Source organism: Streptomyces sp. NPDC091279 (assembly GCF_044757465.1).
GTDB lineage: Bacteria > Actinomycetota > Actinomycetes > Streptomycetales > Streptomycetaceae > Streptomyces.
This window is the reverse complement of sequence record NZ_JBIVVA010000013.1, coordinates 167,036-190,436: the sequence shown is the minus strand read 5'-3', so window position 1 is coordinate 190,436 and position 23,401 is coordinate 167,036. Positions and strand designations below refer to the sequence as shown.

The window sequence follows — 23,401 nt, the reverse complement described above, 5'->3', positions numbered from 1 at the left end:
GACCGCTATCGGTCAACTCCGCTCTCTCATAAGGGACTTGGCGCGGTCTAAGCTCGCCCGGATGACGCCACATCAGCTGCACCGCCTGGTATTGGACAATGGTCTGCGGGTCCTGCTGGCACCGAATCCCGTGGGCGCCTCGATCGGCGTCGCGGTGCATTACGGCGTCGGTTTCCGCACCGAGCCCGAGGGCGGCACCGGCCTCGCGCACCTCTTCGAACACCTCATGTTCCAAGGGGGAGCCGGCTCCCTGGACGGTGCCGCACCCACGGGATATCTGCCTCGGGTGCAGCAGGCCGGCGGTGTCGGCGACGCCAGGACCCGGCAGGACGTGACCGTCTACTACGCCGCAGCCCCCGCCTCCGCGCTGGATCTGCTGCTCACCCTCGAAGCGGACCGGATGCGCGCACCGCGAATTTCCGCGCGCATTCTGCGCACCCAGACCGCGGTGATCGACGAGGAGATCCGCCTCATGGTCCGCAATCGGCCTTACGGCGCTTTCCCCTGGGTATTGCCGCGCACCCTGCACCGTCGCACGGAGAACACCAGGGACGGATACGGCGAGACCGCCGACCTGACAGCCGTCGGCATTCCCCGCTGCGAGCGATTCTTCGCCGACCATTACGGTCCCGGAAATGCCGTGGTCACCGTGACGGGCGCATTCGAACCGGAAACGGCGCAGCGGCTCGTCCGCGAGCATTTCGCACCGATCCCGGCCCGCCCGTCGCTCCGCGCGCCCGACCCGCACGAACCGCCCCCGGCCCAGGAACGGCGGCTGACGGTCACCGACCCGCACGCGGGTCAGCCCGCCGTGGCCGTGGGCTACCGGCTGCCCGACCCGGTGACCGAACGCGCCGACTATCTCGCGCACGTCGTCCTGGCCGCGCTGCTCGGACAGGGCAGGCAGGCCCTGCTGCGCCGAGGGCCGACGGCGGCCGTCCGGGCGTCGAGCCTCTCGGTCGGATGCGGCCTGTTCGGGCTGCCGTTGGACACGGCGGGGCCCGACCTGCTGACGCTGTTCGCCGTGCACGAACCCGGCGCCGACGACGTACTGACCGCGCTGGACGGCACGTTGGCGGCGCTGGCGCACGACGAGGTCGACGCCGGGCTGCTGCGGGCCACGACCGCCCGCTGGGCCGCCGGTGCGCTGCGCGAGCTGGGGGACCCCGGGATGCGGGCACAGTTGCTCGGGCTGCGCGAAATCCTGTTCGGGGAGGCCGAGTTGACGTACGAACTGCCCGAGCTGGTGCGGGCCGGGGTGACCGGCGAACAGGTGAGCCGCGCCGCCGCCCGGCTCGCGTCCTCCTGCCGGGCGGTCGTCCGCTTCGTGCCGGGAGCGGCTGCGGCACGGGGCGCCGACCGGGTGCGGGTGACGGCATGACCGGGGCTGTGGTGGCCGGACGGGCAACGGGCGGTGGGCGGTTGCCGCTGCCCGACGTCGATGCCGTTCTCCCCAACGGGCTGCGGGTGGTGGTCTGTTCGGCCCCGGTCGTGCCGCTCGTCGAGATCCGGCTCACCGTCCCGTACGCCGCTCTGGGCCCCGGCGAGGCGACGCGGTGCCAGCTGCTGGCCGGCGTTCTGCTCCAGGGCTCCGCGCACCGGGACCCGGACGGCTTCGACCTGGCGCTCGCCACGCACGGCGCCACCCTCAACTCCACTGCGGACGCCCATAAGTTCACCGTCGCCGGGCACACCATGGCCGACGCGTTGCCCGCGGTGCTCGCCCTGCTGGCCGAGACGGTCCGCGCGCCGAGGCTGACCGAGGACGTCGTCGCCCCCGAACGCGCCCGCCTGGCCGCCCGCATCCGACTGGCCGCGCACCAACCCGCGTCCGTCGCCCAACACGCCTTGCTGAGAAGGCGATACGGCGATGAGGTCGCCGCGCGCCGACAGCCGACGTCCGCCCTTGCCGCCGTCTGCACGCCGGAGGAGTTGTCGGGGGCCCACGCGCGGCATCTCGGTGCCCGGGGTGCGGTGCTCGTGCTGGTCGGAGAGGTGCGGGCGCGGGATGCTCTCGCCCTGGTCGCGGAGGCGTTCGGGGCGTGGGAGGCGGGGCCGGAGCGTGAACTGCCCGAGGTGCGGGGGACGTTCGCGGGCGGGCCGTTGCTCCGGGTGGAGCGGCCCGGGGCCGTGCAGAGCGTGATCCGGCTGGCCGCTCCCGCGCTGGCGCGCACCGACCCGGGTCAACCAGCCTTGCATCTCGCCCAGTTGGTGTTCGGTGGGTCCTTCGCCTCCCGGCTGGTCACCCGGCTGCGGGAGGAGAAGGGGTACGCGTATCAGCTCGGTTCGGGTGTGGAGTCGGTGCCGGGCGCCGCGACCCTGATGGTCGAGGCCGACACCGCCGCCGAACACACCGTCCCGGCGCTCGCGGTGATCCGCCGGGAGCTGGAGCGCATGGCCGCCGAGCCGCCGTCGGTACGGGAGGTCGACGCGGCACGGAGTTACGCGGTCGGCTCCACGGCCACGGCGATGTCGTCGCCGGGTGCGCTGGCGTCCGGGCTGGCCAACTTGCTGCATGTCGGGGCCGGTTCGGAGTGGCTGCATCGCTGGGGGCCGGTGCTGGAGGGCGTGCCGTACGGCGCGGTCGTCGAGGCGGCGCGACGGTTCTTCCGGCCCGAGCGGTTCACGGGCGTGGTCGTCGCGGACGAGGGTGCGGTGGCGCCGTTGCGCCGGGGCACCACCGACCTGCTCGATCTCTGACCCGGAGGGGTCGGCCGCCGAGCGGTCGGGCGGGTTCGCCGGGGCTAGAGGGGCTGGCGTCGGCAGGGACCGGGGGCGACAGCGGCCGGGGTCGGCAGGACCGCCGGGCGGGTCGGGGAGACCGGAGCGGGGTCGTCTCAGTCCTGCGCTCCTGGGGTTTGCGCTGCGACGTCGCCGGTTTCGGCTGCCGCTTCGTTCCATTGGGCCAGCAGGCGGAGAGAGGTCTCGGACGGGCTGCCGGGTTCGGTGCCGTAGATGAAGAGGATCTGGTCAGGGTCGTCCGCGGGGGTGAGGGCCTGGTAGGTGACGGTGAGGTCGCCGACGAGCGGGTGATGGTAGTCCTTGGTGCCGGTCGTGCGCTGGTGGACCTTGTTGTCGGACCAGACGCGGCGGAATTCGTCGCTGTGGATGGACAGGTCACCGATCAGGGCACTCAGGGCCGGGTCGTCGGGGTGGCGGCCCGCGTCGAGGCGGAGCATGGCGGCGGTGTCGGCGGCGACGCGGGGCCAGTCCCGGTACAGCTCGCGCGCGTGCGGGTCGAGGAAGACGAAGCGGGCCTGGTTCCGCTCGGCTGCGGGGAGCGCCCGGAAGTCGGTGATCAGGCGTCCGGCGAGGGCGTTGTGGGCCAGCACGTCGAGGCGTCGTCCGAGGAGGAACCCGGGGCGTCCGGCCTGCTGGAGGGTGTCCAGCAGGTCCCAGGTGGCGGGGTGGACGCGCTGGGGGCGGGGGCGCCGGCGGGTCGGCCGGGGCCGTGTCCTGGCGAGGGTGTGCAGGTGGCTGCGCTCGGCGTCGTTCAGGCGCAGGGCGGTGGCGAGCGCGTCGAGGACCTCGGTGGAGGCGCTGCGGCTGCGGCCTTGTTCGAGGCGGGTGTAGTAGTCCACGCTCACCCCGGCCAGCCGGGCGAGTTCCTCCCGGCGCAGTCCGGCTACCCGGCGTCGGCCCAGGCCCTGGTCGTCGAGCCCGGCCTCCCTCGGGGTGAGGCGGGTGCGGGCGGAGCGGAGGAACTCCGCCATGGGTGCGCTGGTGGCGTGCTCACGGTCCATCCCTCCAGTCTCGCGCGTTCACCGAGGATGCGGCGGCCGGAGGGTGGCCCACTCTGTCCCCCGATCAGGCGGGCCCTTTTGAGGCCTCTTTTGCCTGCTCAGAGTTGGTTCAGTGGATGCAGAGCCCGCCACCGCGAGGGGTGTCAGGGCGAAGCGAACAGATGGAGACACCATCATGGCAACGTGGTTCATCACCGGCGGCACCCGTGGGCTGGGCCTGGAGATCGCGCGGGCCGCACTGCACGGCGGCGACAACGTCGTGGTCGCCGCCCGTGACCCGCGGAAGCTGCCGGACGAGCTGAACCGGCACGACCGGGTCCTCGGCGTCGCCCTCGACGTCACCCGCGGCGAGGACATCACCGTCGCGGTCGAGACGGCTGTGCAGCGCTTCGGCGCGATCGACGTCCTCGTCAACAACGCGGGGCGCGGTCTGCTCGGGGCGCTGGAGGAGATCACCGACGCCGAGGCGCGGTCCCTGTTCGATCTCAACGTCTTCGGGCTGATCAACGTCACCCGCGCGGTCCTGCCGGGCATGAGGGCGGCCGGCGGCGGAAAGGTCGTGCACATCGGCTCCCGGTCCGGCTTCGAGGGCGAGCCCGGGGTGAGCATGTACAGCGCGTCGAAGTTCGCCGTGGCCGGTATCAGTGAGGCGCTCGCGGTGGAGCTGGCGCCGTTCGGCATCCAGAGCATGGTCGTGGAGCCCGGGGTCTTCCGCACCGACTTCCTCGACGCCAGCTCCTTGTCGACCGCGGCCGAGCGCATCCCCGCCTACGACGGCACCCCGGCCCACGCCACCCTGGACTGGGTCGGCACCGCCAACCACACCCAGCTCGGCGACCCCGTCAAGGGCGCCGCCCTGATCTACGAGGTGACCTGCCAGGACAAGCTGCCTGGGCACCTGGCCCTGGGGCGCGACGCGATCGAACGCCAGCTGGTCAAGATCCGCGGCCTTCAGGACGACCTCACGGCCTGGCAGGCCAAGTCCGCCGCCACGGCCTGCGACGACGCCGCCTGACCACCCCGCACCGAGCCCGAACGACAGGACCCGAACGACAGGAAAGGTCCCTCATCATGACGTACCTGCTGACCAGCCGACCGTTGGACGGCCGCGTGGCCGTGGTCACCGGAGCCTCCAGCGGCATGGGGGCGGCCACCGCCCGCCGACTCGCCGAACTCGGAGCCTCCGTCGCCGTCCTCGCACGCCGCCAGGAGAAGCTCGCCGCCCTCGCCGCCGACATCACCGCGACCGGCGGACAGGCCCTGGCCCTGTCCGTCGACGTCACCGACCGGGCAGCCGTCCGCGCCGCCGCCGACCAGGTAGCGGACACGCTGGGACCGGCGGACCTGGTGTTCAACAACGCGGGCGTCCAGTTGATCTCCGCCATCGACGAGCTGAAGGTCGAGGAGTGGCAGCGGCAGATCGATCTCAACGTCACGGGAGTGATGAATGTGATCGGCGCCTTCCTCCCGCACCTGACCGCCTGCGCCGAGCGGGGAAGGCCCGCCGACCTGATCAACACCTCCTCCATCGCGGCGACACGCATTCTGGAGAAGTTCTCGATCTACTCGGGTACTAAGGCGTACATCAGCCACCTCACCCGTCTCCTCCGCGTCGAACTGGGCCGGAAGAACGTGCGGGTGAGCGCCATCGAGCCCGGCATGGTCGACACCGAACTGCCCGACCACGTCACCGACCCGGACGCCAGCACCCTGATGGCCGGCCTGCTCAAGGACATCGAGTGCCTGCGCGGCACCGACATCGCGGAGACCGTCGCCTTCATCTGTGCCCTTCCCCGGCACGTCAACATCAGCGAGCTGACCATCCTGCCCACGGCCCAGGCCGTATAACGCGGCCAACAGGCTGTGCCCTGACCGGTGTCGACCTGGACACCGGTCAGGGCACAGCCTTCATGCGTTCGGGCCGACGGAACCAGCTTCTGGTGGGTCCGCAGCGGCGGGCGGGTTCAGCCGCGGCTCTTCTTGATCCCCGCGATCACGGCGACGAGCAGGGCGATTCCAACGGCGATCCAGAGGGCGGTGCTCATGAGGTTCTCCTAGGTGATCGAACGGCCCGGGGGCCGGGTGAGGGTTTCCCCGTAGGGGCGGGACCCGTAAGGGCGGGACCCGTAAGGGCGGGCGGAGGGGGTTGGGGTGGAGGTGGGGTGGGCTCGTAGGGGGAACTCGGGGGTGCTAGGCCGGGGGTGCTAGGCCGGGGGTGCTAGGCCGGGGGTGCTAGGCCGGGGGTGCTAGCTCGGGGGTGCTGCCCTCCTCACCCGCTCGCCGTTCACCGGCTCACCGCGTCCGCAGTGCTTCGGTGAGGGGGACTCGGGAGCCGCTGCGCAGGACGCTGTTGGCGTACATCCGTCCGGCGACCCGGGTCATACCGGCGAGTGCGGCGACCGCCAGCACCAGGGAGAGGGCGATCTGCCAGAGGGGCGCGAGGCCGAGCAGCATGCGGGCCGGCATCAGGATCGGACTGAACAGCGGGACCAGCGACAGCCACTCGATCACCGGGTCCCGCACGTCCTTGCTGAGCAGGACCACACCCAGCATGAACGGCGTGGAGATCAGCATCATCACCGGTTGCACCACGCCCTGGAGGTCTTCCTGACGGGAGACCCGGGCGGCGGCCGCGGCCAGCAGGGCGGCGAAGAGGAAGAACCCGAGCAGGAACCAGACCACCAGCGTCACCAGCGACCCGGCGGCGGTGCTCGGCAGCGTGAGGGCGCCGGTGCCCTGGGCGAGCGCGACCACCGCCCCGCCGAGCAGCACGAGTTGGGTGAGGCCGACGACGGCCACGCCGACCAGTTTCCCGGCGAGGAGCTGCCAGGGGCGGATGGTGGACAGGAGCAGTTCGACGACGCGGCTGGTCTTCTCCTCCACCACGCCCTGCGCCAGCATGATCCCGTAGAAGATGAAGAAGAAGTACAGCAGCCCGGTCGCGGCGATGATCAGCGCGAACTGCTGGGCGGCGCTGTTCTGCGACGGGTCCAGCGCGTCGACCGTCACGGTGGCCGACGCCACCCGTTGCCGGAACTCGACGGGGTCCACGCCCGCGCGTTCCAACTCCGCGGTGGTGCGCTCCTCGGCGGTGGCGGCGCGCACCACGGCGAGCAGGTTCTCGTCCGCCTCGTGCTCCACGGCCAGCGTCGTCCGCCCGTCGACGCGGCCGACGACGGCGGAGAGGTCCCCGTCCCGCAACAGCCGCTCGACCCGGTCGCCGCCCCCGTCACCTTCGACGGCGATGAACTCGAACTCGCCCTGTCCTTCGGCCAGTTGGGCCAGCACCGGACGGAGCGCCGCGACCTCCCGGCCGACGCCGACCTTGGCCGGTCCGTCGTCGGAGGCGAGGATGATCAGGGCGTAGACCCCGAGGGAGAGCAGCAGCCCGAGGGTGCTCAGGACGAAGGATTTCGTCCGCATCCTGCTGTTGATCTCCCGCCGGGCGACCAGCCCCACGGCCCGCCGTGCCGACAACACACCGGGCCCGTCCGACGCCCCACCGGGCCTCTTCTCCCCAACGGCCATGTCGGCGGCGTCAGTTGCTTCCTCACCGGCTGCCTCGCCCGAGGCCCGCGCCACCGTACTCATCGCTTCTCACCCCCGGCCCGCGCGTCCGCCGTCTCCCCGGCGCCTTCTCCGGGGCCGCCCGTCGCGGTGACCAGGTCGCGGTACAGCTCGGTCAGCGGCGGGTGTTGGGAGACGAAGGAGGAGACGGGACCGGTGGCGAGGGCCGCGTGCAGGACCCGTTGGTCGTCCGCGCCCTTGGCCAGGCGCAGCCAGGTGCGGGTGCCCTCGCGGCGCACGACCTCCACGCCGGCCAGCCCTGCGGCCCAGTTCTCGGCGGCCTCCGGGGCGTCGACGAGGAGGCGGCGATCGGCGTTCTCGCTCAGCTCCTTGACCGTCCCGCAGGCGATGAGGCGCCCGGCGCCGACGATGCCGACCCGGTCGCAGACCCGTTCCACCAGGGAGAGTTGGTGGCTGGAGAACATGACGGGCACTCCGTCGGCGGCCCGTTCGGCGAGGACGTCGCGCATGACGTCCACCGCCACCGGGTCGAGGCCGGAGAACGGTTCGTCGAGCACCAGCGCCTGCGGCCCGTGCACCAACGCCGCTGCCAGCTGGACCCGTTGCTGGTTGCCGAGGCTGAGGTTCTGGACCTCTTCGCGGGCGTACCCGGTGAGGTGGAGCCGCTCGATCCACCGGCTCGCGGCGGACCGCGCGGAAGCCGCCGACAGGCCGTGCAACTCGCCCAGGAATCGCAGCTGTTCACCGACCTTCATCCTCGGGTAGAGGCCGCGCTCCTCGGGCATGTACCCGAACTGCCTGCGGGCGGCGAAGCCGACCGGCCGGCCGCGCCAGCGCACCTCGCCCGCGTCGGGGGTGAGGACGCCGAGGACGATCCGCATCGTGGTCGTCTTGCCCGCGCCGTTGCTCCCCACGAAGCCGAACAGCTCACCGGCGCGGATGTCGAAGGTCATGTCGTCGACGGCCCGGCGCCTGCCGTAGCTCTTCCGCACGCCGTCCACCTCCAGCGCTGGCACCGCCATGTCGTCCGCCTCCCCGTGTATGCGTTAACTCGCTCAAGTATTGTGTTAACACATCAACCCGTCAAGTTAGTCATACGCTTTGGCGCTCCACCACATAGACGTGCTTCTCCGTCCGGTCGGTGACGGGACTCCGGTCCCAGTCGGCCCAGCGGCCCGTGACCCGCAGCCCCGCGAGCCGCGCCAGCGCGTCGAACTCCGCAGGCCAGGCGTACCGGCTGACCTCCGGCACCTTGCGCAGCCCGGCCGGCCCCACGACCGTGTGGACGACCAGGACGGACTGGAGCGAACGGTTCACCTGGACCGTGTCGATCAGCAGCGCGTCCGGCGCGAGGTGCCCGATCCGGGTCGTCGCCTCGGTGAGCCGGTGGTAGATCTGCGGGTCGTAGGTCTCGAAGACGGCCACCCCGTCATCGGCGAGCGCGTCGTGGATGCCGCGCAGACAGGCGAGTTGCTGCTCCTGGGTGGGCAGCATGAAGAAGGTGTTGAGCGCGGTGAGGACGAGGTCGTACCGCTCCTCGACGACCAGTTCGCTGAAGTCGCCCACTGAAGTGGTGACTTGGCCGGAGGGGTCGTTCTCGTGCAGCTTCGCCAGCATCGCGGGCGACGCGTCCACGCCGTGCACCCGGTACCCGAGCCCGGCCAGCGGGATCGCCAACCTGCCGGTGCCGACGCCCAGTTCGAGCAGGGCGGCGGGCGCGGGGCGCAGCTCCTGGAGGAAGGCTGCCATGGAGCCGAGGGCGTCGTCGGTGGCGGGGTAGAGCGAGTCGTAGATGTCCGCGAGCGACTCGCCGTAGGCGCTACTGCCGTCGTCCGAAGGGGAGTTGTCGCTCCGCCGGTCGGCATGCGGGGGTGTCCCGGTGGTCATGGTGGCCTCCGTAGGGGGTCGTCTGTGGGGCGGCATCAGTGAGGTGTCATCAGTGGGGTGCCATCGATGGAGCGGGAGATGTCAGGTGGGTCGGTGGTCGGCCTCGGGGGAGGGGATCGCCGCCAGCTCGGCCCGCAGGCGGTCGGCCGCCGCCAGCACGTCGGGGAAGGACGCCGGCGCCCACGCCTCGCGCTTCCCGCTGGTCGTGCTGCGGCCGGGGTGGGGCGGCACGACGACCACGTTGGGCCGGGCGCCGAGCTTGGCGGCATGCTCCGCGTACGCCGGGCTCTGCGCGCCGCCGGGTGGCAGGGCGGGGGCCAGCGCGATCGCCGCCCGGGTGCACTGGAGGGCGAGCAGGGAGGGCGAGTCACCGAGGCCGATGGCCAGCCTGGCAAGGTAGTTGAGGGTCGCGGGCAGCACCACGACCGCGTCCGGCCACTGGGCGAGGTCCACGTGCCGGGCCCGCGTCTCGGGCTCCTCGGGCCACCGGTCGAGCAGCACGTCACCGCCGCCGATGGCGACCAGCGCGTCCCGGGTGACGAACCGGGTGGCCGCCCCGGTCAGCACGTACCGCACCTTTGTGCCGGGCTGCCCGACCGCCAACCAGCTTGCCCAGAACGGCAGATGGGCGGCGGTCACCGACCCGGTCCCCACCACCAACAGCCGCCGCACCCCTACCGCTTCGACCCCGTTGCCCGGGTCGCCCGCGCCGGTCACCGGACCACCTCGGCGGCAGACACGGACGCCGGGGACCCGACGTCGGCAAGGGCCCCAGGAGCCGCGTCCCCGCAATCGGCAACGGAACCACCGGACTTGCCCCCGCCATCAGCCCCAGACACAGCACCCTCAACCCCACGGCTGACCGGCGTCTCCGCCAACTCACGTCCCCTGAAGCCGGGTTGCCCACCGCGCAACGACTGCCCGTGCACCAGTTCCTGATACAGCGCCGAGCGCGACAGCAACTCCTCGTGCGTACCCCGGTCGACGATGTGGCCGTCGTCCACGACCACGATCAGGTCGGCGTCCTGCACGGTGGAGATGCGATGCGCGACGACGATCACGGCACGGTCGGCGGCGAGTGAGCGCATCAGCACCCGCAGCCGTTCCTCGTTCTCGCTGTCGAGTTGGGAGGTCGGTTCGTCGAAGACGACGATGCGGGCGTCGCGCAGCAGGACCCGGGCCGCCGCGAGCCGTTGCCGCTGGCCTCCCGACAGGTCCTCGGCACGCCCCAGTTCGGTGTCGAGCCCGTCCGGCAACGCCGCCACGGCATCGCGCAACGCCAGCGCCTCCAGTGCCCGCCACAGCTCGGCGTCCGGCCGGTCGGCGTCCTGCCCGAGCTGGAGGTTGTGCCGCACGGTGCCCTCGACGAGGGTGAAGCTCTGGTCGATGTAGCTGATCTCGCCCCGGAGTTGACGCAACGGCCACTGCTCGACCGGCACGCCGAGGACGCAGATGCGCCCGGAGTCCGGCAGCAGGAAACGTTCGGTGAGCGCGAGCAGCGTCGTCTTGCCCGCCCCGGACGGCCCGACGATGGCGGTCAGTCCCCGTGCGGGGGCGGCGAAGTCCGCCCCGTGGATGAGGGTGCGCCCACCGTCCGTGTAGGTGACCGCCTCGAACTCCACGGCGGGCGCGGTCGCCGACGGCTCGACGGGGGACGTCGCCCCGGAGCCCTCGGCGGCGAGGGTGAGCACACTGTTGAGCCGCCCGCGCGCGGCGAGCCCGCTCTGCATCCGGGCCACGCCGGACACCAACAGGGTGAGCGGCGCGACGAGTTGGAGCAGATAGACGATGAACGCGGCGAACTCCCCGATGCTCAGGGCCCCGGAGGTGAGCCGGGCGCCGCTGACGACCATCACCGCGATGATCGAGAGCTGCTGCCCGAACTGCATCGTCGGCCCCACCAGAGCGGTCACCCGGGCGACCGACACGGCGGCCCCCCGCGCGTCCTCGACATCGCGGCCCAACGCCGCCGACACCTGGTGTTCGGCGCGGAACGCCTTGACCGTGGGCAGCGCCAGCACGGCCGCCGTCATCTGCTGCGACATGGCGCCGATGGCGTTCTGCTGGCGCTCCACCCCGCTGCGGATCGACCGCACGCACAGGAAGATGCCGAGACCGGCGACCGTGAAGGTGGCGAGCACGACCAGCAGCAGCACCCAGTCCAGCACACCCATGGCGACCAACGTGCCGACGGCCAGGAAGAGCGAGGACGGGATCTGCGCGACGCCGACGTCCACGACCGAACGCAGCTGTGTGGCATCGGAGTTGGCGCGAGCGACGAGGTTGCCGGCCCCTTCCCGCCGGACCCGTCGCAACGGCAGCCGCAGGATGTGCGAGACGACCCGGAGCCGTGCGTGAGCGACCAGGCCCTCACCGGCGCGGGCCAGCAGATAGGAGGAGAGCGCGGACGCCAGCCCGGCGCCGATGGCGAGGCCGGCCATCAACAGCAGCGGCCCGACGGGGCGTTCGTCACTGGACAGGGCCATCACCAGGTCACGTACCTGGAGCGGCAGCACAAGCGTGGCCCCGGCAGAAGCCAGACTCATCACCACAGCCCCAGCCACCACCCCCTTCCACCCCACCACCAACTCCCCAAAAACCCTCACTCCCCCCAAAACAACCCCTCCCCCACCATCACAAACCCCTACAGAACACAACTAACGAGGCCAAGCAACACCCCTTAAGGGGCGCGGGACTCTTTCAACACGCAGCCCAGCAACGCCCTTAAGGGGCGCGGGACGTATCGATGTGCGGCTCCACCGCGCGGGCGCGACCAGCAGACCCGAGCCTGCGTCCAACGGCCACGACGGCGCCGCACCCACCCACCCCCCTTGACCTACCCCGCCCTATCCAGCGAGGGCCCCGTCAAGCCCCACTCCCACCCCCCGGAATCAAGATTCCGAGCCGGATCAGCAGGATCGACGTTCGCGGCAACACACGCCTCCGCCAACTCCACGTCAGTGGGACACTCCCGCCCCCACCCCGCCGCAGCAACAAACGCCCGCGCAACGACATGCGCCCGATGCTCCCCAAAACTCAACCCCCGCATCCCCACCCGCTCATCCCTCGGCTCCCAGGCAACCGTCACCCCAGGCGCGATCACGCGAGCGAACGCAGGCGCAGGCCCGTCCGGCACCCCCGTGCCCACCGCCGCCTCGGCCACCACCCCGACCGCGTCCCAGAACCCCGCCCCGAGGTAGACGACCATCCCGTCATTGCGCGGCAGACTCGCCGGATTCGAGATGATCTTCGCGCGGTAGACCACGGACCGCCGCTCCAGCGCACTCAGCACCGCATGCCACAGCGCGGGCGCCGCGTCGGCATCGGCCACCCGCAGATAGAGCCGCAGCAGCTCACCGCCCCCGGTGCGCCCCGAGCCGCTGTCCACGAGAAAGAACCCCGGCGACAGCAGCGGCCGAGCCGACGGCAGCTCCATCCGCACCACCGGCCGCCCAGAACCGCCCGCCGTACGCCCGTCCTCCCGCAACGCCACCGCGTCCGGAACGCCGACCCGCACCCCGTCGATCTCGACGACCCGGCGCCCGGCCAACGACCGTTGCCCGGTGAGCACGCCCGCGGCAACCGTCTCCGGATGCGGAGTCGCCTTCGCCAACCGTGCCTCGAAGTCCGGCGCGCGCAACGTCCTGGGGGGCGTGCGGTCCTTGATCCCGCGCCCGGTGTGCAGCACCTCGTACAGCGTGCGGGCGAGCAGGAACCGCATCGCCGAAGGAGACTCGGCGTTCACCTCGTCGTCCCGCACCCAGGCCGTCCGCCCGTCGACCGAGATCCGCACGTCGGCGAGCGCGCCCCGCAGCCCTGCGGAGAGCACCGGCACCACGGGAACACCCCCGCCCCCCTCTACAGCCCCGCCGACCCCACCGGTTTCGCGGACCCCACCGCCCCTGTCGTTCCCTTCACTCCCGTCGGTCTCGTCGGTCTCGTCGACCTCGCTGGTCTCTTCGACCTCGTCGGTCTCGTCGATCTCGTCGGTCTCTTCGACGTGTGTGCTCATGAGCCCTCCCCGAGCCCGACCGTGGAGACGAAGCTCCGCGGGTCGAGCAGTGCGGTCCTGCCGATGCCCGCCGCCGCCCGGACGATGGCCGACAACCGGCCGCTCTCTCGGGTCGAGGCGATCAGCCGGTCGATCAGATGCCAGCCGGCGTAGGACGTGGCCCGCACCACGAGCCCGTCGCCGTCGGGGCCACCGCCCGCGCGGTATCCCCGGTGGAACGCCGAGACCAGCGGCAGCACCCGGGCCAGTTCCTCGGCGCCGCGCGCCACGACCTCCTCGTGCGTGAGCACCGCCGAGAACGCGTCGTCCGTCTCCTGGGCGGGAATCCGCAGCACCGCCCGGTGCAGCCACTCACCGACGTACGCCCCGACATCGCGCGCCGGGTCGCCGAGCCGGAACTCTTCCCAGTCGTTGACGTAGAACGCGGTGTCGGTCAGCAGGAACTGGTCCAGCCGCAGGTCACCGTGGATGGGCACGCGGGCGACCCCGGCCTCGCCCGCCCGCAGCCGCTCCAGCTCGTCGAGCAACGCGGCATCCCGCTGCAACAGCCCCCAGGCCTGAACGAAGGCGCCGGTGGCGTTGATGTACAGCTCCAGCGGCAACGACCGCAGGTCGGCGACCGGCGGATACGGGTGCGGGTCGGCCTCGGTGAAGTCCTGGTCCCGGAAAGGGAGTTGATGCAGCGCGGCCAACGTCCGCCCGGCCCGCTCGGACATCGACTCGGTGAACTCCTCGGCCACGGCCAGCTCGCTGCCGGACCTGACGTCGTCCAGCATCCGGAACACCAGCAACCGCCGCTCCTCGTCACCGCCGAGGAACTCGGGCCGCGGAAAGGGCCGCCCACTCCGCGCCGCGAGCCGCTCGAACGAAACGACCCGCCGATAACGCTTGAGGGATTCGCCGGAACTCCCTTTCAGCTGTTTCACGAATACGGAATCGCCGGTGTCCGTGATACCGGACCAGTTGTCGTTCCGGCCGGGATAGGAATAGACGTCGGAGGCGCTCAATGACCCCAGTCGGAGTCGCGCCAGAAGCTGTTCGACCGTTGCGTCAACGGGCTTGTCGACAGCCGAAGCGGAAGATCTGCCCTGCGGGTGTGTGTTCTTTTCGCCTGCCACAGAAGGTTTCTATCGTGGCGCTCGGAGGCCGAACAACGAAATGACCGCCATCGGCCACCCGCAGCGCCAGGGGCATGCCCCTTTTCAGATGATTCTTCGGCGCACGGCCCACACCACCGCCTCGATCGGCGTTTCGACGTCCATGCGGTCGCATATCGACCTGAGTTTGCGCCTGAGCGTGCGGTCACTCACCTCCAGACGCCGGGCGACCTGCGCCATGGTGCAGCCCTGGGAGACGAGTTGGAGGATTCTCAAGTGGTCGTTTCCCAGTTTGAGGTGGGGCTCTCTCAAGGAATTACTACAATTCACCTGTCAACCTCATGGTCGTCCGGCGGTGAGGCGCCGGATTCTGATGCGCTCAAAGGTTCGACGAGCAGGGCGGCGGCCACCCGGCCAACAAAAGGGCAGGCCAGAGCGGCGGAGTCTGCTCACGCAGGGGGCGTACACAGCCCCGGACTCAAGGAACCGAGCCGCGCCACAGACGTGAAGAAACGCGCCGTTGCACGCGTCACGGGACCCGCACCCCAAGCAAAGGGGCCGGCCGTATCAGAGCCGCCATCTCCAAGCCGAGCTGCTGGAAATGAGCGGAAAACTGTCCGCCGTCGGCTTCATCGCACCGTACGCGGACACATGACCCTCAATCGACCCTCAGCGGTCAAGCACAGCAGAATGCCGAACCGCACTCGCCAGCGAAATCCTCGCGCGAGGCACCTTGATCCACCTGTCCAGAAACATAGACTTCCCCCATGACCGAGACCGCGTGAAACTGCGCGGACGGAACCACGGCGGCCACACCCGAACGGCGGGCAACGAAGCTTCGGTCTCACCGCGGTACCGAACAGCGATCAGTATAGGAACCGCCGCCCCCACTTGGTCAATTCTTTACCGATGTGACCGGCATCACACCTGAATACTTTTCCCGGAATCCCAGATTCCGAATGTGACCACCCACCACCCCGAAATCCACAATCCAGAACAACACCACCCGCCATCCAAACGCAAAGGAACGACAGGCACACCGACCGACGCCGACTGTCGCCTGTGGTGGTGATCAGCGGGTCAGGGGGGGTAGCGGGTCAGGGGGCCAGGTCGTCGAAGCCGTGCCATATCTGCTCCCACAGGCCGGCGTCGATGAGGTACTGCATCTGAGCCTCCATCTCGGCCCGGGCCCGCTCGGTGATGCTGCCCTTGAGGATGAGCCAGGCGAAGTATCCCGGCACCTCCCGCTTGTCCACCGTCTTCCCGTCGGGCAGTTCATCGACGATCAGGACCTCGACCGTGACCGTTCGCCCCTCCGCCCCGGAGGGATTGCGCGGGTCGCGCCCCGGAGCGTCGCTCCAGTGCTGCACCCAGCTCCGCGACGCGATCTGGTCCCGCATCTGGTCGCGCATCTCCGTCTGGGCCTGCCACTCCATGTGGCCGTCGACGATCTGCCAGGTGAAGTTCCTCGGCGCCTCCAGCGTCAGGACGACCCGACCGCCGGGCAGTCGAGCAACGGTCTCGAAGTCGACCTCTACGGACTTGATTGCCACGTTTATGCCCCCTCGGTGCATCATCCCCGTCGTTTTCGCATGCACGTGCGAACGATTTGAGTCACACGTGCACCGGCAGTCTCATTGCACAAGCAACGGAACACCAAGGAGTTGCGGAGGGCAAGCCCTACTGACGAGGCGTTTTATCGGGCAGTGCGGCTTCTGTCGTACGCCTCGACGATGGCCAGAAGTTGACGTCGTTCCGCCTCCGACATGCCCTCGGCGTAGGTGACCAGAGCGCGCGCCTCGCCGGAGTTGGCGTAGTGGGGCGTGATGCCCATGAACTGCGCGGCGGCGGCCTCCTGGACGACGGGCAGCGCCAGCTTGAGCCCGGCGGCCAGCGCACGCAGCTCGGGGAGTTGGGGGGGCGTGACGGCCGCGCGCTTCTCCAGCCGGTCGACCCAGCTGTGCTTGACCAGCCCGTCGTCGCCCGTGACGGGGTCCACGCACAGGGCCGCGAAGCCGCGCAGGCTCAACCGCAGCTCCGCGCGCCGACCGCGCACCAGATCGGACAGCTGCGCCTCGACTCCCCGTTCGGCTTCGATCATGGCGGCCATCCTGTCACCTCGACTTTTTCGGGGTCGACCCGTACGGGGCGCCGCCCTCGCGGCCCCGGACGCATCGTCTACACCGTCGCGAGCCCATCGGTCTCGTCGCCGCAGGTCAGTTCGAGTGCCACGCCCCGATCAGCAGACGGATCGTCTACAGCAGACGACGGTAGCGGCTCAAGCGCCGAGGCGGCAACGTTCGCATCCTTCCTTTTATGTCTCTTGACATGCGGAACCTCGCCCGTATCCAATGCCGTCACGTCCAAGGAAACATACAATCCGTCTGCCAGGATGAACATTGGAAGCTCGCAAGCCTGTATACCGTCTCGTCGGCCCGGACCTGCTGCGCACCCTGATGCAACGCACCGGAACCGGCGCGCCCGTCGCCATCCGTGAGCTGGCGACAGCGGCCGGCGTCTCCCACAGCACCATCGGCCACCTGCTCACCGGCCAACGGCGCAACGTCCCGCTCGGCACGGCCCACGCCATCGCCCAACGCATCGGTGTCGACCTGCTCGTCCTCTTCGTCCCCGTCCCCAGCAGCGCCCCACCCCCACACCCCGCCCAGCGCCTGGACGGCGACGGATGAGCACGGCCCGGAGATCGCCGCCGTTCTCGGAAGGAAAGAAACAAAAGGGAGGACACTACCGATGCGCAAAAGTTGGACCCGAATCGTCCGGGAAGCACTACAGAGCGGAGACGGAACACTCCGCCTCGTCTTCCTCATGGCAGCCGGAGTCGCCTGCGGCGCGGCCCTGGTCGCAATACTGACCGCAGCAAGACTCACCGGCCTGCTCTAGCCGCCGCCGTCCCCAGTGATGTCGGCAAGGCAACAACGACCAAGGCCCTACGCCGACTTGGGCGCGCTTCGAGCACGCACACGTCCGCAGGAAGCACCCTCAAGCCAGCGGCCCGGCGGGCAAACCCCGTCGGGCCCGGTCTTCGCTGCGGTGCTGGAGAAGACGGTGGCCAAGGTGCATGGACTCCCTGGGGCAGCAGGGCCCACTGGTCGTGCGGTGGTTGGCCCAACTGAGTCCATACTGACTGGTGGAGTGCTGACCGGTCTGGGCGGAGTCGGCAAGATCCCGAACTAGCTACTACAGCATTCCTGGCGTGGATAGAGCCGAAGTCAGAACCGCAGCCGTGCCGGTGGCTGGTTGCCTTAGACGACATCGCCGATCCTGCCAACCTGGACGGTTTGTGGCCTCCAGCCAGTCCGCATGGCCAGACTCTGGCTACCACCCGCCGCAAAGATACGGCCCTAACTGGCCCCGGCCGACGGCGCATCGAGGTGGGGGAGCAGAAGGAAAGGTCGGGCGGCTGGACCGCCTGCTGCGCACGGCCATGCGAATCATCCGGCGCGCGAACTGATCCCGTACAGCGTCGACCAACGCCATGATGGCCCTGCTCCTGCTTCGACAGGAGCAGGGCCGCTTTCGTCACATCAGACCGTTATCCGAGCCGTACCGTGGCATACGACTCCCACTCGTACATCTGCCTGTCCCGACCGAGGACGATCAGTTCGGCGCTGCTGATAGGTGCCAGGGCGGGGGTGACCGGCGATGCCGCGACGGTCCGGGCGACCGGCGCCATCGGCCCGTCCCCGGCGCTGTACGCGACCGAGACGTGCGGTCGGAAGCCGGTTTCCTTTTCCGGCACGTCGGAGAGGACGTCGCCGATCGCTGCGCGGATCGCGTTCCGGACGGCGTGCACCGGTTCGGCCGGCTGCGCGGGCAGCAGGATCGCCTCCGGGTCGACGACCGTGCCGGGGCCGAGCTGGAGGAGGAACGCCGGTACGTGAGCGAGGCGTTGGTGGGCGGCGGCCACGATGGCGTCCACCGTCTCCGTGTCGGTCTCGTCCACGAAGCCGACGCCCTGCATGGTGAGGTGGAGCCACTGGTCGGGGATCAGGGTGAAGTCGTCGGGGCCGAGCGGGGCGAGTGCGGCCCGGTAGTCGGCGGCCAGACGGTGGACATCGTCCTGGCCGTCGAAGGTGAGGTGCCAGGTGTAGAAGCGGCGGCCCTCCCGCCAGCCAGGCCGCCACCACCAGTGGTTTCGCATGCTCTCAAGATGAGTGCTCATCCTGAGATCAAATCAACCATGCACGGCACCTGGCGAGAGTGCCAGATGCCGGGGAGCAGAGTCCGCGCACCACTCACTGATGGCCGCGCGCAGCCCAACGACCCCTGAGCCGCCTGCTGCATGACCTATGGCCGCGGACAGTTCGAAGAGACGTCGGGCGACCGGAGCCAGCCGGTGGTCCGGAGGCATCGCGAGGACGGGCACCAGGGCCTCCCGGGCGCCGTCGATCTCGCCGGTGGCGAGGTGAGCGGACGCCTGGATGATGTGGATCTGCGCCTCGGTTCCGTACGCTCGCACCGGCTGGGCGGCGAGCAGGGCGAGGGCGTTGTCGGTGGCGCGCAGGGCATCTGTGGATCGTCCGCCCCGGAGGTGTACGGCGGCTGCGTAGTTGTCCTGGCGAGACGGCTGGCAGGAGAAGATGCCGCCTACCTCGTCCGCCCCGGCGAGTGCGGCGCGCGCGTCCTCAGCGCGGCCCAGTGCTCCCAGCGCCTCGTCGTGCGCGCCGATCATCGACCAGGCGTCTGCCTCCTGGCAGGCGAGGAGGACACCGACCGTGCCTGATGAGCGATAGGTGGCGCCGTGTCGGGCGTATGAGACGGCATCTCGTACCCGGCCGTCCCAGAAGGCCACTTTCGACCGGGTGGATAAGACCCAGGCACGGAGGTCGTTGTGGTCGGCGAGTTCGGCGCACAGCCAAGCGGTTCGACCTTGAGTGCCGGCGTCGCGTAGCTGGCCGAGGTCCGAGGACATCCAGGCGAGGAGGGCGCAGAGGTAGCCGGCGGCGGCGTACAGCTCGGTGGACTGGCGCGGGTACTGGTGCCCTTCGAGGAGTCCGAAGACGCGGTCGCGGAGACGCCGGGTGCGGATGAACAAAGGCATCGGGTCGCTCAGAAGGTAGTCGTCGGCCAGTGCACGGATCTCGGCGAGCAGCTGTTCGAGTGCGATGTCGCCGACGTTGGATGCTTCAGCCCATTGGGCCCAGGTCGCAGATTCATCAGCGGCCAGTCGGACAAGGTCGGGAGCGGGCGGGGCTACCTGGGGGATGTGTACCGGCTGGATCTCGGGCTCGGCGGGCGCTGGGCGGGTAAGGGCCCGGAGGTCGGTGTCGGGCAGAACTCGCCGGTCCTCGATGTCGAGGAGGTCGCCGGGCTCGCAGCCGTACGCGGACGCCATCGCGAGGAGCACCGGCACGCTCGGGCGACGGGCCGATGGGCTCGGCCACTTCTCCCACTTTGCCGTGAGGCTCGCGTCAGCAGCGACGGGTGCAGCGCCGACGCTGGCCTCGGTGATGCGGTCCGCTGCGGTCTGGAGGCTCCACCCGTGGGCGTGCCGCCATGCCTCTCGTGGGCGCATCCGGTATCGGGCGCGCATCTCGATGGCGATATCGGCGGTGGTGTATCCGACGGTGGCCAGCTGGTGGCGGAAGGCGTCCCGGTCGGCCTTCGAGCCGGGCTTCGAGCGGTCGGTCATGACGGGCTCCCGGTGCGTGGCAATGCACTCACGGTAGCCACGTGGTGCCCCAAGTCACCCCCGCTAACCAAGAGTTAGGGCTACCACACGGCCAATTCCACGTCCAAGAGTCGATGTCCCTCCTGGTCAGGGACTTAGCAGGTGTCCACCAATTTTGGTCATGCCTGCCCGTGACGGGGCGAGCCGCAGTTGAAACCGTAGGAGGTCGGAAACCCCGGTGAGGCGCCCCGGGGCATCGCCGACTGCGAAGGAGTCGACATGGCCAAACCTGACCTGCTACCCGCTGGTGCGGGCGCGCTCGTCCGCCCAGCTTCTGAGGCCCGGTTCGCTGCGGAGACCTGGCTCCTCGGCGCGCTGCGGGACGACACCGTCGGACGGGCGCACAGGGAGTGGCGGAGGCTGGGGGCGATCGTCCTCCCCCTCGGCGAACTTTTCAGCGCGGTGCGGTTACCTCAAACCCTGGTGAACGCCATCGCCCACACCGCCGGCCCCATCGGGGACCTGGAGGCCGTCGACGAAGTTCTCCGAGAGGCCCTCGACGAGGCTCCGGTCATCTGTGACACCCGCTACGGCCGGTGGTACGTGCTCGTCCCCCCGAGCATGCCGACGACCTGGTCCGTCGCCGCCGAGGAGTGGGCGGCGAGCGACATCGAGGTACTCGGCCACGGCACCTGCCTCGGCGTGCCGCCCACGACCGCGACCACCTACGACGACCGGACGGGCGCCGGCTACTGGTCCGTGCCCATGGGCCGCCCCGGCGAGCTGTGCTCGCCGCTGATGCTGGCCCGGATGATCGCTGCGGGCGTCCGTCGCATCGCGGGCGGCAAGTCGTGACCAGGGAGACGACGCCCGAGTGCAGCCAGCAGGAACACGGCCTGTGCTCGGGTCCGCAGGTGATCCGTCGCGCCGGCGCGCCTCCATGGGAGGCGCCGGTGATGACGCTGTGGTGCGGTTGCATCTGCCACCGAGGACGGCGCGGGTGATGACCGAGTACTCCCCGTTCGACACGAGCACCACCAACGTCTTCTTGATGTACGAGGTACCGCCCCAGGTCATGTACGAGGACGAGACCGACCGCGAGACGTGCGTCTGGTGTCCGACCGTCGGCCCGCTCGTGGACCTAGGTTTCGGCGACTTTCGCGCGTGCGAGCCGTGCCGGGCTGCACGCTTGACGTTTCTGTACACCTACATCCTGTGGGCATCCCACACCGAGGACTGCACCCGGCCCCTCTGCGAGTGCGACCTCGGCCGATGCCTGGCCGCCACACACCTCCAGGCGGCGCTGGCCATGGGCAGAGACGTCAGCTGCCGCCGCTGCTGCGCGTCGCACCGGCCCGGCATGGCCTACATCCGCCCGGTCCAGTGGACGTCCGCGATGACGTTCCGCACGCATCTGGCCTACGAGCACGTGGGCCCCTGCCAACCCCGGAGATCCATATGATCTGCGACCGCTGCAACCAGCCGATCGGGGACGACGAGAAGACCCTCACGATCGTGCCGCACACCGCCACTGGAGCCGCGCCGGACGGCACAGTCCACGCGCGCTACTGCCCGCCGAGGCCGAGGCCGAGCCAGTGATCATGCAGCGCCCCCGCAACGGACACACCCCCAACTCGAACTACCTCTGAGCTGGGGGTGTTTCAGTAGGCCCTGTGGGACTCGAACCCACAACCAATGGATTAAAAGTCCACTGCTCTGCCAATTGAGCTAAGGGCCCAGGCGATGTTGCCTCCCCGAGCATAGCCGCAGCCGGCCGAGTCTCCGATCGGGTATCCCCCCTCGGCCCCGCCGACCGGACAACCCACCCCCCGAACAGGCCCCCAGCCCACCCCCGAACCCAGCCCCACTCACCCCACCCCCTCACCTCCCCCGAACCTCACCCCCGGCGCCCCTTCCTTCACCCCCGCACCCCCTCCCTCACCCTCGCTCCCCCTCCAGAGCCCCCTCCCGCTCCCCCACCCCCATGAACCACCGTCGGGCCGAGGCCGCCCACCATGCCGCCGCGAAGCCCAGCACCACCAACACCGCGATCGGGGCGTAGTTGAAGGTCTCCCAGGTCACCGGGGAGACCTGGGGGAGCATGAAGAGGACGGTGATGACGGTGACCCAGGCGATCGAGATCACGCCGATCAGGTGGGACCAGCGGCCCAGGTGCCAGGGGCCGCGTGCGAAGGCGGCGCCCTTGCGCACCCGCAGCAGCGTCGGGATGACGTAGGCGATGTAGAGGCCGATCACGGCGATGGACGTCACGGCCGCGTAGGCGGTCTCGTTGATGAGGTACGGCAGGCCGAGGACCAGCGCGCCGGCCGCCGCCAGCCAGACCGCCGCGACCGGCGTCCGGGTGCGGGGGCTGACCGTGTGCCAGACGCGGGAGAACGGCAGCGCCCCGTCCCGCGAGAACGCGTAGATCATGCGGGAGTTGGCCGTCACCGACGCCATCCCGCAGAACAGCTGCGCCCCGATCACCACCAGGAGCAGCAGCTTGCCCGCCGTCGCGCCGAGGGCGTCCAGGAGGATCTGGGCCGGCGGCGCACCCGTCGACGAGGCGAGTTCGCCGTTGTAGTCCTGGATCGCGAACGTGAAGCCCAGCAGCAGCACGAACCCGGCGATCCACGACGTCCAGATGGACCGCACGATGCCCTGCGGGCCCGCCGTCGACGCGTCGTGCGTCTCCTCCGTCATATGGGCCGAGGCGTCGTACCCGGTGAACGTGTACTGCGCCATCAGCAGGCCCAGCAGCACCACGTACCCGCCGCTGCCCCAGCCCGTGTTGTTCACGAAATGGCCGAAAACGAATCCCGCCGACTGGTGGTGGTCCGGCACGAAGGTGAGGGCGCCGACGATGACGACCACCCCCAGCACGTGCCACCACACACTGACGCTGTTGAGGACGGCGGCGAGCCGGACGCCGAAGGTGTTCAGCAGCCCGTGCAGCAGCAGGATCGCCGCGAAGAGCAGCACCGTCCGGCCCGGCGTCACCTCGAAGCCGAACTGGAGGTTCAGGTAGGCGCCCAGGAACGACGCGGCCCCGAAGTCGATGCCGGCGGTGGCGGCGACCTGGCCGAGGACGTTGAACCACCCCGTGAACCACGCCCAGGCGGCGGCCGAACGGGGCGGAGCGAGCCGGTGCGCCCAGAAGTACAGGCCCGCCGAGGTCGGGTACGCCGAGCAGATCTCGGCCATCGACAGGCCGACGAACAGCGTCATCAGGCCGACCGCGACCCAGCCCCAGGTGATCACGGCGGGGCCGCCGGTGTTCATCCCGAAGAGATACAGCGTCATGCAGCCGGACAGCACCGAGATGATCGTGAAGGAGACCGCGTAGTTCGAGAACGCCGACATCCGGCGGGCGAGCACCTGCGTGTAGCCGAGCTGGGCCAGCCGCTCTTCGTCCGACGGCCCGTCCGGGGAACCGCCCGGGGAACCGTTCGCGAAACCGTCCGGGGAACCGTTCGCCTTGGCGTCGTCAACTGTCATGTCC

Annotated in this window: 21 protein-coding genes and 1 tRNA gene; 7 read left to right on the top strand and 15 right to left on the bottom strand. The window is 70.2% G+C overall.

Translation table 11 applies throughout. The features are described from left to right. The first annotated feature begins 61 nt into the window (after positions 1 to 61). Together ACIQOU_RS30405 and ACIQOU_RS30400 are read left to right on the top strand one after the other, a co-directional pair. A complete protein-coding gene (locus ACIQOU_RS30405) occupies positions 62 to 1,381 on the top strand; it encodes a M16 family metallopeptidase (protein ID WP_401541719.1) in 1,320 nt (439 codons plus the stop codon). Continuing rightward, a complete protein-coding gene (locus ACIQOU_RS30400) occupies positions 1,378 to 2,700 on the top strand; it encodes a M16 family metallopeptidase (protein ID WP_401541716.1) in 1,323 nt (440 codons plus the stop codon). The genes ACIQOU_RS30405 and ACIQOU_RS30400 overlap by 4 nt, the downstream gene beginning before the upstream one ends. Positions 2,701 to 2,837: 137 nt before the next feature. On the opposite strand, the gene ACIQOU_RS30395 is transcribed toward ACIQOU_RS30400, so the two are convergent. Further along, entirely contained in the window at positions 2,838 to 3,743 is a 906-nt protein-coding gene (locus ACIQOU_RS30395) for a helix-turn-helix transcriptional regulator (protein WP_401541714.1), read from the bottom strand. A gap of 175 nt (positions 3,744 to 3,918) precedes the next feature. Between ACIQOU_RS30395 and ACIQOU_RS30390 the strand changes: the two genes are divergently transcribed. Together ACIQOU_RS30390 and ACIQOU_RS30385 are read left to right on the top strand one after the other, a co-directional pair. After that, positions 3,919 to 4,758: an SDR family NAD(P)-dependent oxidoreductase gene (locus ACIQOU_RS30390; RefSeq protein ID WP_401541711.1), complete on the top strand. Its 840-nt coding sequence runs from the start codon at positions 3,919 to 3,921 to the stop codon at positions 4,756 to 4,758. Positions 4,759 to 4,814: 56 nt separating this feature from the next. Continuing rightward, entirely contained in the window at positions 4,815 to 5,591 is a 777-nt protein-coding gene (locus tag ACIQOU_RS30385; protein WP_401541708.1) for an SDR family oxidoreductase, read from the top strand. A 444-nt stretch (positions 5,592 to 6,035) separates the two neighbouring features. Here the strand turns inward: ACIQOU_RS30385 and ACIQOU_RS30380 are convergent, their stop codons facing one another. From ACIQOU_RS30380 to ACIQOU_RS30335, 10 genes are all read right to left on the bottom strand, one after another. Next, complete coding sequence (locus tag ACIQOU_RS30380) at positions 6,036 to 7,334, bottom strand: ABC transporter permease (protein WP_401541705.1); 1,299 nt, start codon at positions 7,332 to 7,334, stop codon at positions 6,036 to 6,038. After that, a complete protein-coding gene (locus ACIQOU_RS30375) occupies positions 7,331 to 8,293 on the bottom strand; it encodes an ABC transporter ATP-binding protein (protein WP_401541702.1) in 963 nt (320 codons plus the stop codon). Before ACIQOU_RS30375 ends, ACIQOU_RS30380 begins: the two co-directional genes overlap by 4 nt. A 70-nt stretch (positions 8,294 to 8,363) precedes the next feature. Next, positions 8,364 to 9,158 carry a class I SAM-dependent methyltransferase gene (locus tag ACIQOU_RS30370; RefSeq protein ID WP_401541699.1) on the bottom strand — a complete coding sequence of 265 codons (795 nt, stop codon included), beginning with the start codon at positions 9,156 to 9,158 and terminating at the stop codon, positions 8,364 to 8,366. Between the two features lie 81 nt (positions 9,159 to 9,239). Further along, the gene (locus ACIQOU_RS30365; protein WP_401541696.1) at positions 9,240 to 9,875 is read right to left on the bottom strand and encodes a flavoprotein; all 636 of its coding nucleotides are present in this window, start codon (positions 9,873 to 9,875) and stop codon (positions 9,240 to 9,242) included. Then, positions 9,872 to 11,704 carry an ABC transporter ATP-binding protein gene (locus ACIQOU_RS30360; protein ID WP_401541693.1) on the bottom strand — a complete coding sequence of 611 codons (1,833 nt, stop codon included), beginning with the start codon at positions 11,702 to 11,704 and terminating at the stop codon, positions 9,872 to 9,874. The genes ACIQOU_RS30365 and ACIQOU_RS30360 overlap by 4 nt, the downstream gene beginning before the upstream one ends. 290 nt (positions 11,705 to 11,994) lie before the next feature. Next, the gene (locus ACIQOU_RS30355; RefSeq protein WP_401541690.1) at positions 11,995 to 13,170 is read right to left on the bottom strand and encodes a T3SS effector HopA1 family protein; all 1,176 of its coding nucleotides are present in this window, start codon (positions 13,168 to 13,170) and stop codon (positions 11,995 to 11,997) included. Further along, entirely contained in the window at positions 13,167 to 14,288 is a 1,122-nt protein-coding gene (gene lxmK / locus ACIQOU_RS30350) for a class V lanthionine synthetase subunit LxmK (RefSeq protein WP_401541688.1), read from the bottom strand. The genes ACIQOU_RS30355 and lxmK overlap by 4 nt, the downstream gene beginning before the upstream one ends. 84 nt (positions 14,289 to 14,372) lie before the next feature. Continuing rightward, on the bottom strand, positions 14,373 to 14,579 hold the full coding sequence (locus ACIQOU_RS30345) for a LuxR C-terminal-related transcriptional regulator (RefSeq protein ID WP_401541685.1): 207 nt from the start codon (positions 14,577 to 14,579) through the stop codon (positions 14,373 to 14,375). 785 nt (positions 14,580 to 15,364) lie between these two features. After that, positions 15,365 to 15,820: a hypothetical protein gene (locus tag ACIQOU_RS30340; protein ID WP_401541683.1), complete on the bottom strand. Its 456-nt coding sequence runs from the start codon at positions 15,818 to 15,820 to the stop codon at positions 15,365 to 15,367. Between the two features lie 143 nt (positions 15,821 to 15,963). Continuing rightward, entirely contained in the window at positions 15,964 to 16,368 is a 405-nt protein-coding gene (locus ACIQOU_RS30335) for an XRE family transcriptional regulator (protein ID WP_401541680.1), read from the bottom strand. 298 nt (positions 16,369 to 16,666) lie between these two features. On the opposite strand from ACIQOU_RS30335, the gene ACIQOU_RS30330 reads away from it, so the two are divergent. After that, positions 16,667 to 16,957 carry a helix-turn-helix domain-containing protein gene (locus ACIQOU_RS30330; protein ID WP_401541677.1) on the top strand — a complete coding sequence of 97 codons (291 nt, stop codon included), beginning with the start codon at positions 16,667 to 16,669 and terminating at the stop codon, positions 16,955 to 16,957. A gap of 863 nt (positions 16,958 to 17,820) precedes the next feature. On the opposite strand, the gene ACIQOU_RS30325 is transcribed toward ACIQOU_RS30330, so the two are convergent. Both ACIQOU_RS30325 and ACIQOU_RS30320 read right to left on the bottom strand, forming a co-directional pair. After that, positions 17,821 to 18,450, bottom strand: coding sequence for a 2'-5' RNA ligase family protein (locus ACIQOU_RS30325; RefSeq protein WP_401541674.1), 630 nt, complete (start codon positions 18,448 to 18,450; stop codon positions 17,821 to 17,823). Between the two features lie 12 nt (positions 18,451 to 18,462). Further along, positions 18,463 to 19,920, bottom strand: a complete 1,458-nt coding sequence (locus ACIQOU_RS30320) for an XRE family transcriptional regulator (protein ID WP_401541671.1) — start codon at positions 19,918 to 19,920, stop codon at positions 18,463 to 18,465. Positions 19,921 to 20,178: 258 nt separating this feature from the next. Here ACIQOU_RS30320 and ACIQOU_RS30315 point away from each other — a divergent pair, with 258 nt between their 5' ends. Together ACIQOU_RS30315 and ACIQOU_RS30310 are read left to right on the top strand one after the other, a co-directional pair. Then, positions 20,179 to 20,754, top strand: coding sequence for a hypothetical protein (locus tag ACIQOU_RS30315; RefSeq protein WP_401541669.1), 576 nt, complete (start codon positions 20,179 to 20,181; stop codon positions 20,752 to 20,754). Between the two features lie 148 nt (positions 20,755 to 20,902). Then, entirely contained in the window at positions 20,903 to 21,361 is a 459-nt protein-coding gene (locus tag ACIQOU_RS30310) for a hypothetical protein (protein WP_401541666.1), read from the top strand. Between the two features lie 203 nt (positions 21,362 to 21,564). Here the strand turns inward: ACIQOU_RS30310 and ACIQOU_RS30305 are convergent. After that, positions 21,565 to 21,637, bottom strand: a tRNA-Lys gene (locus tag ACIQOU_RS30305). 200 nt (positions 21,638 to 21,837) lie between these two features. Continuing rightward, the gene (locus tag ACIQOU_RS30300) at positions 21,838 to 23,397 is read right to left on the bottom strand and encodes an amino acid permease (protein ID WP_401541663.1); all 1,560 of its coding nucleotides are present in this window, start codon (positions 23,395 to 23,397) and stop codon (positions 21,838 to 21,840) included. Positions 23,398 to 23,401: the final 4 nt, after the last annotated feature.